The organism is Crocosphaera watsonii WH 8501 (assembly GCF_000167195.1).
Lineage (GTDB): Bacteria > Cyanobacteriota > Cyanobacteriia > Cyanobacteriales > Microcystaceae > Crocosphaera > Crocosphaera watsonii.
Genome location: NZ_AADV02000195.1, coordinates 1 through 7,221 on the forward strand (window position 1 = coordinate 1; position 7,221 = coordinate 7,221).

4 protein-coding genes and 4 pseudogenes are annotated in these 7,221 nt (G+C 36.5%); 6 read left to right on the forward strand and 2 right to left on the reverse strand.

Annotated elements, in window-relative coordinates; genetic code table 11:
* Positions 1-351: 351 nt before the first annotated feature.
* The 3 genes and pseudogenes from CWATDRAFT_RS28325 to CWATDRAFT_RS28335 form a co-directional block, all read left to right on the forward strand.
* Positions 352-825: pseudogene (locus tag CWATDRAFT_RS28325) on the forward strand (Uma2 family endonuclease); the annotation flags it as partial.
* A gap of 225 nt (positions 826-1,050) precedes the next feature.
* Positions 1,051-2,157: a TRAP transporter substrate-binding protein gene (locus tag CWATDRAFT_RS28330; RefSeq protein ID WP_007308203.1), complete on the forward strand. Its 1,107-nt coding sequence runs from the start codon at positions 1,051-1,053 to the stop codon at positions 2,155-2,157.
* Between the two features lie 7 nt (positions 2,158-2,164).
* Complete coding sequence (locus CWATDRAFT_RS28335; protein WP_007308204.1) at positions 2,165-2,926, forward strand: DUF6816 family protein; 762 nt, start codon at positions 2,165-2,167, stop codon at positions 2,924-2,926.
* A 78-nt stretch (positions 2,927-3,004) separates the two neighbouring features.
* On the opposite strand, the gene CWATDRAFT_RS28340 is transcribed toward CWATDRAFT_RS28335, so the two are convergent.
* Positions 3,005-3,190: a PCP reductase family protein gene (locus tag CWATDRAFT_RS28340; RefSeq protein WP_007311993.1), complete on the reverse strand. Its 186-nt coding sequence runs from the start codon at positions 3,188-3,190 to the stop codon at positions 3,005-3,007.
* A gap of 111 nt (positions 3,191-3,301) precedes the next feature.
* On the opposite strand from CWATDRAFT_RS28340, the pseudogene CWATDRAFT_RS28345 reads away from it, so the two are divergent.
* The 3 genes and pseudogenes from CWATDRAFT_RS28345 to CWATDRAFT_RS28360 form a co-directional block, all read left to right on the forward strand.
* Positions 3,302-3,691, forward strand: a pseudogene (locus CWATDRAFT_RS28345) (DEAD/DEAH box helicase); the annotation flags it as partial.
* Positions 3,692-3,988: 297 nt separating this feature from the next.
* Positions 3,989-5,091: pseudogene (locus tag CWATDRAFT_RS40685) on the forward strand (ISAzo13 family transposase).
* A gap of 191 nt (positions 5,092-5,282) precedes the next feature.
* Positions 5,283-6,380 (forward strand): helicase-related protein, encoded by a 1,098-nt coding sequence (locus CWATDRAFT_RS28360; protein WP_069202819.1) that lies wholly within the window; start codon positions 5,283-5,285, stop codon positions 6,378-6,380.
* 59 nt (positions 6,381-6,439) lie between these two features.
* Here CWATDRAFT_RS28360 and CWATDRAFT_RS28365 read toward each other — a convergent pair.
* Positions 6,440-7,221 (reverse strand): annotated as a pseudogene (locus CWATDRAFT_RS28365) (transposase); the annotation flags it as partial.

Below are 7,221 nucleotides of genomic sequence, written 5' to 3' on the forward strand. Positions count from 1 at the left end.
CACGTATCTCCCGTACGCCCGGAGATCCGCCAAGGTCCTTGGCAACGGCGGTATAAAGGGTCTCCAGTGCGAGGGCGGCGGTGCTCCCCGGATGCGGCAGGGTCAAATGAAAAGTTCGGGTTTCGGCCCAAGGCTCGAACCGGTCTAAGACAGAGGTCATTAGCAAAGCACAGGTCAATTAGGTTTCATGGTCAGACATTTCGGGTTATTCTCTCGGAAAGCTTTGAGGATTTTCAGCGCTTAAGGTCAATCAAAGCATTAATAGTCGCCATGTTATTCAAGTAATGGGGTACCTAAAGAAATCTAGTCAAGGGATTAAATCAGGCCACCCCTAATCGCTGTTCGAATCTGATGTATCTTCCTACGAAATATGGGAGTGAGGAACCTCCTTTGGAAAACCGATCTTTCAATTAACAGCAAATATTCTTCTGGTAAACCTGTTTAGAGAGTTTTTTGTTCAGAAGAGAAATGAATAATAATTCTACGGGTAATCTGACCATGTATTATAATGCCGAACAACTGAAAAAACGAGATTTTTGTGTTCCTGATTTTTTTGTGGTTTTAAATACGGAAAAACGACCTCGCAAAAGTTGGGTTGTTTGGGGAGAAAATGGACAATATCCCTATGTGATTGTAGAAATACTTTCAGATTCTACTGCGAAAGTTGACCGAACGAAGAAAAAAGAACTCTATCAAAATATTTTTCGTACTCCTGACTATTTCTGGTTTGACCCTGTTAGTTTGGAGTTTCAAGGATTGAGATTATTTGAAGGTATATATCAACTTATAGATAGAGATGTTTTGCCGTGGTTGAAAAGCAAAGAAAAATCTTTTGAAAGCTATATTAATACTTTATTGAGAGCTTCCATACAAGCTCTCAATAAAGTATTAATATTAAAAAATAATTGAGTAGGGGTCAACGGCCGTTGACCCCTAACTATAGTTTCTATAGGTTAAAAATTAATTTTCAATTATCATTCTCTATTAAATCGCCCTAACTAGAGAATATCTGCTATTTTGATACATAACCTAAAATATCTCATCTAAACAATGAAACGTCGCCACTTCCTTAGTAATACTGCATTAGGTGCAACCACTGCCACCGTTCTCAGTTCCTGTCAAACCCAGTCCACACAAGGAAACGGGACAGGAGATAGCTTACCTAACGTTCGCTGGAAAATGCAAACCAGTTGGCCCAAGTCCCTCGATACGATTTTTGGTGGGGCCCAAACCGTCTGCGATCGCGTTAAAGCTATGAGTGGGGGAAAATTTGTGATTACCCCTTATGCTGCCGGGGAGATCGTCCCTGGGTTAGAAGTGTTAGACGCAGTGCAACAGGGAACCGTGCAATGTGGCCATTCTCCCAGTTACTATTATGTGGGGAAAAATCCCGCTTTGGGCTTCGGTACTGCCATGCCCTTTGGTTTAACCGCCCAACAACAAAACGCCTGGTTTTATCATGGTGGTGGCTTGGAAACCATGCACAAAATCTATGCAGATTTTAACATTATTAGCTTTCCTGCTGGGAATACGGGGGCGCAAATGGGGGGATGGTTTAAACGCCAAGTTCAGTCTGTTAATGACCTCAAAGGCTTAAAAATGCGTATTCCTGGACTGGGAGGGGAAGTTATGACCCGGTTAGGGGTAAATGTGCAAGTCTTGCCTGGAGGTGAGGTTTTCCTTGCTTTGGATACGGGGGCGATCGATGCTGCGGAATGGGTTGGCCCTTATGACGATGAAAAATTAGGTTTAAATAAAGCAGCCGACTATTATTATTATCCTGGTTGGTGGGAACCTGGGGCAACTTTAGACTTACAAATTAATCGATCTGCTTGGGATAAATTACCACAAGAATATCAGGCAATGTTACAAGCAGCGGCCATGGAAGCTAACTTAAATATGTTGAGTCAATACGATGCACAAAATCGGGTGGCACTGCAATCTTTACTGCAAGGAGGAACACAATTAATTCCTTATTCTCAGGAAATTTTAACAGCAGCGCAAACTATTGCTTTTGATTTATACGAAGAAAATTCCAGTAAAGATGCTACCTTTAAAGAAGTTTATGAATCTTGGAATAAATTTAGACAAGAAGTGTCACAATGGAATAAAATCAATGAATTAAGTTACGCTAACTTTGCCTTTAATCAAAAATAATTTAACCATGAAACTTGTTGTAATTTTCCTCCTCAATTTACTTTTGATTTTTGCCTCTCCTCAACCAACTCAAGCAGGTGAAATAGCTGATCGATTAGCAGCCTATCCTAATTGGAATGGTAAGCTGAATATTAGTCAAACTGACACAGATTTAATCTATCCTGAATGGATTGCCGGAACCTGGACAGCTACCAGTATTTTGAGGGAACAAATAGCTCCTTTAGCCCCCAAAGTTGTAACCCCAGGCTTTGAAAAAAACGAAAAATACTTAAACCAACCATTTACTTTTAAAGTCCGTTTTCAACCACAAAAACCCTCAATTCCCAGTATCCTCTCTCTCTCTTCTTTCTCCCCTAAAAAAAATTTAATCGTTGCCGATCGCACTTTCAATGGAGAGAATATTGCTAAAGCTTATCTGGGGGATGAGGAAGTTTTATCGGTTAAGGTGTCGGAGGATAATCCCAATCGTCAAATTACCTTTTTAGCTGATGATAATCAACTGATTTCTACCATAACAGGTCGCAGTCAAGAAACTCCCAATTCTCAAGAATTCTTAACAACAGAAATCACACAACAACTGTTTCAAAGACCGACAAGTATTTATCTCAATGAAGTTGAAACCACCACAAATTATCAGTTAATTACTTCTAACAAGGTAACAGCGAAACAAGTAACAGCTATTTATTTATCGCCCGAAGATCCTGAATATTTTAAGGCCATTAATATTCCCGTTGCTTTGTATGAATATGAATTAATTTTGGAAAAATGATTCACATAATTTAATACAAAACAACTGTACATTCTAGTAGAATTATAATTAGGGCAACTGATAACTGGTCAACAATAATTATTGACCAAATTCTAAGCGAGCCTGTTCTACCATTTCTACTGTAATCTCGTCTGAGTTAGCTGCTCTGGCTAAGTCTTCGATTCTTTGACGGGCTTGAGTTCTAACAAAAAATGGAATATTTTTCAGTTTCTTTTCTGCGTCTTGAGTCCAACGGGGACTATCTCCAAATTCAAATTGATTCATAATCTTGGAGGGAATTGCTTGATTATTTATCTTTGACATCTATTATAACATTATTACTAGAAAAGCTTACAAGTTATTGGCTAATAATTAATAATTCTTAAATTTTCAATCATGAATTTTGATAATGAACAGTGGGCCTCTATCTATAAAACCTTTGAGAAAATCTGGGGTTATCAAGAATTTCGACCCCCACAGAAAGAAGTTATTAGCTGTTTATTACAAGGCCGAGATGCTTTAATTGTCATGCCAACAGGGGGAGGAAAATCTATCTGTTTTCAACTTCCTGCTTTACTAAAAAAAGGTCTAACCCTAGTTATTTCTCCCTTAGTCGCTTTAATGGAAAATCAAGTTAATGAACTAAAAAATAAACAATTACCCGTTGAATTATTACATAATGAAATACCTAAAAAGCAAAGAAAAATGACCTTAAATAAGATTAATAAACAACAACTTAGATTATTATATCTTTCTCCTGAAACCTTATTAAGTCCTCCAGTTTGGGAGTTAGGTGATTTCCGAGAAAGCTTTTCCCATAGGGGGTAATAGCTTGGACTAAAGGCTTTCAAGAAATAAAAGGGACAGAGAGTTAGCGGATCTTGGTACACAACTTTAAAATTTCATAATTGGCTTGTCTGAAAAAACAGAAGAAATAGATTAAAATGAAGAGGTAAAAAGATTAGAGAGAGTAAATTGAAGCTAAAACAGACAAATCATCCCTTAACCCCGTCGATGGTCGATGATTTACGTTTAGCAGCCTCAAAAATGACGGGAGCAGAGCGTCGTTCATTTCAAGCTGAAATGTGTCTCAAGTATTGTGGAGGAAGTGCCAGACAAACCGAAATAGTGTTTGGTTGGGGGAGAAAAAATGTTCAACTTGGATTACATGAAAAACGAACTGGGATAGTGTGTTTAGGATTACAATCAGTCAATAGTGGATGTAAAAAATGGGAGGAAAGATACCCAATAGTTGCCCAATCATTGAAAGAAATAGCCGAAGCTCACGCACAACAAAACCCCACATTTAATAACCCCATTGCCTATACAAGATTAACGGCGGCTGAAGCCATTAAACAATTAAGAAATCTAGGATATAATGGAGAGGAGGTTCCTGCTGCTTCGACAATGGCAGATATTTTAAATCGTTTGGGCTATCGATTAAGAAAAGTGGTAAAAGGTAAACCTAAAAAAAAATCTCGGAGACGGACGCTATCTTCGAGAATATAGAGAAAAAAGATAGAAAAAAAGACCCTTCTGTGAAACGTTTAAGTATGGATTGTAAAGCAACTGTGGAAATAGGAGAATATTCACGTGGCGGACAAACCAGAGGTTATAATCAAGCTCAAGATCATGATATGGGAACTAAAGAAAAATACGTTCCTTGTGGGATTGTAGATGAAGAGACAGGGCAACTTTATGTAACTTTTGGAAGTTCTTATAAAACGAGTGATTTCATGGTAGATAACTTGGAGCAATGGTGGACAAGTCTGAGTATAACTGAAAAGCAGCAACTAGAGAACATCCAAATTAAAGTTGATAATGGAGCAGAAAATAGTGGAATAAGAAGGCAATTTTTGAAGAGAATGGTAGAGTTTGCCGACCAAACTAAGAAATCTATTCAATTACTATATTTTCCTCCTTATCACAGTAAATATAATCCCATAGAAAGATGTTGGGGAATTTTAGAGAGGCATTGGAACGGAACACTTCTGAGAAATGCTCAAACGATGTTAGCTTGGGTAAAAACTATGACATGGAAAGGCTTAAATCCGATAGTTAAGTTAAGTAAAAAAGTTTATCAAAAAGGCATTTCTTTAACGAAAAAAGAGATGAAGGAAATTGAGAAACGTTTAGAACGTAATCCTCACTTACCTAAATGGGGTATTTTGATTAGACCCAGTTAGTCTAAAAAGTTAATAAGAGTGTAAAATTAAGTGAATTTCTTTTTTAAAAATAGTCAAAGCTAATTTAAAAGTTAGCGTATTTCTTTCTTTTAGATAGGGAGGTTTTTGTTCGCGGAAAGTATCCGCGAACAACTTTTTATTTTTCCCTTTTCGCTTATTTGAGATGTTCTACAAACAGATTCTGAGAATGGGTGGGAAACTTTTTCTTGGAAATCACCTTATTAATTAAACCCCATATTGAGATCAACGGATTGATTTTAGATGAAGCACATTGTTTAGTTCAATGGGGGGAGACTTTTCGCCCTAGTTATAGTCGTTTGGGGGCAGTGAGACAAGCATTATTAAAGCATAAACTGTCCAATAAAAAAATAGCGATCGCAGCTTTTACAGCAACGGCAGATATTAAATTACAAGAGATTATCAAAGCTAGTTTAAAGTTAAAAAATTCACAAATATTTGCCATTAGTCCTTATCGTAATAATCTCAAATTAGCCGTAAGAATTGCTTGGACTCTCCGTTGTCGTCGTCATCTACTCCTAAATTTTATTAACAAGCAACAAAAAGAAAGTGGTCTAGTTTATATTCGTTCTCGGAAAGATAGTGAAGAATTGAGTCAATGGCTACAAGAATTAAATTATAAAGTGTCTGCTTATCACGCTGGTTTGAGTGCTTTAAAAAGGCGACAAATTGAAGACCAATGGTTAGAAGATAAATTACAATTTGTTGTTTGTACCTCTGCTTTTGGTTTAGGTATAAATAAACCTGATGTTCGTTGGATTGTTCATTATCAAACTCCTTTTTTATTATCGGAATACTTACAAGAAATTGGACGAGGAGGAAGAGATGGCAAGAAAGCAAATACCCTAACTTTAATTAGTGAACCCACAGGATGGCTTGATCCCACTGATCAACAAAGAAACCAATATTTTCTACAACAATTACAAAAAAATTACCAACAAGTAAAAAATCATTTTCATCAAATACCAAAACAAGGAAACATAATGAATCTTAAAGAAGACAATCCAAAAATTGAAAGAATTTTATCTCTGTTATATCGTTGTAAACAACTTAAATGGTTAGATCCCTTTAATTATGAATTAATCGCAGATCTATCATCTTTTAAAATTAGTAAATTAAGCAAGAGATATCAACAAGAATCACAGCAAATGAAGCAATATTTAATGACTCGTTCTTGTCGTTGGCAATATATCTTAAACGCTTTTGGATTTACCCAAGAAGCAAAAGGGTTTAAATGTGGACATTGTGATAATTGTTTAAGAAAACCCTAATCAATGATATTCTACAATAATCAGTTAATTAGGGTTTGCTGAAAAAGTTTCTCCAAAATTTATGCCACTTTTGACCAAGAATTTTCTAACAAATCAATAAGTTTTAGTACATAAAAATTGTTTAAAGTATAATCAAAATTAATGAAAAGCGGTTTGATGAGTTCCCCTGTTCTATTATTAGTAAATAAGGACAAAAAAAGCGACAAAAACTGCCTCAGAAGTTTAGAAAGATTGACAACTAAAAATGTAATAGCAATAGATGTAATGGAGGTTTCAGGGAGTTTTGTCATCACGAGATTTAGGCTAAATCTTCGTTTAGCTTGTCCAAACTTTCCCTCAATAGCATTACGGAAGCATTCATCGGAGTGGGTTTGTTTCTTTTCTTCTTCACTGACATTTTTCGGAGGTCTTCCTAACTTCGGACCACTGATTCTTATCCCTCTTTCCTTACACCAATTTCTGTTTTCCCTAGTTCGATAAATTTTATCTACATGGACGGATTCGGGATAATAGCCAAACGTTTCTTTATACTTTTCTACTTGTTCTTTTAAATGACAAGATTCATTGAAGTTTTCCCAACTTATTTTGTCTAGAAACACATAGTTATCTACACAGCTTACTGAGAGTTTAGCTCCAAACTCTATTGGTTTTCCTGCTTTTCCCCTCACTATTGGACGAATATGCCGTTGAGTTAAACTTACAATTCTTTGAGGAACACTCTGGGTCTTATTCTCCCACATTGACTGTTGTTGTTCATAACTTTTTTGATAGTCTCTAGACAATTTTTCTGTCTTTTACTCAGATTTTTCCATGGACCCCAGCTTGGTACGACTCGACTATT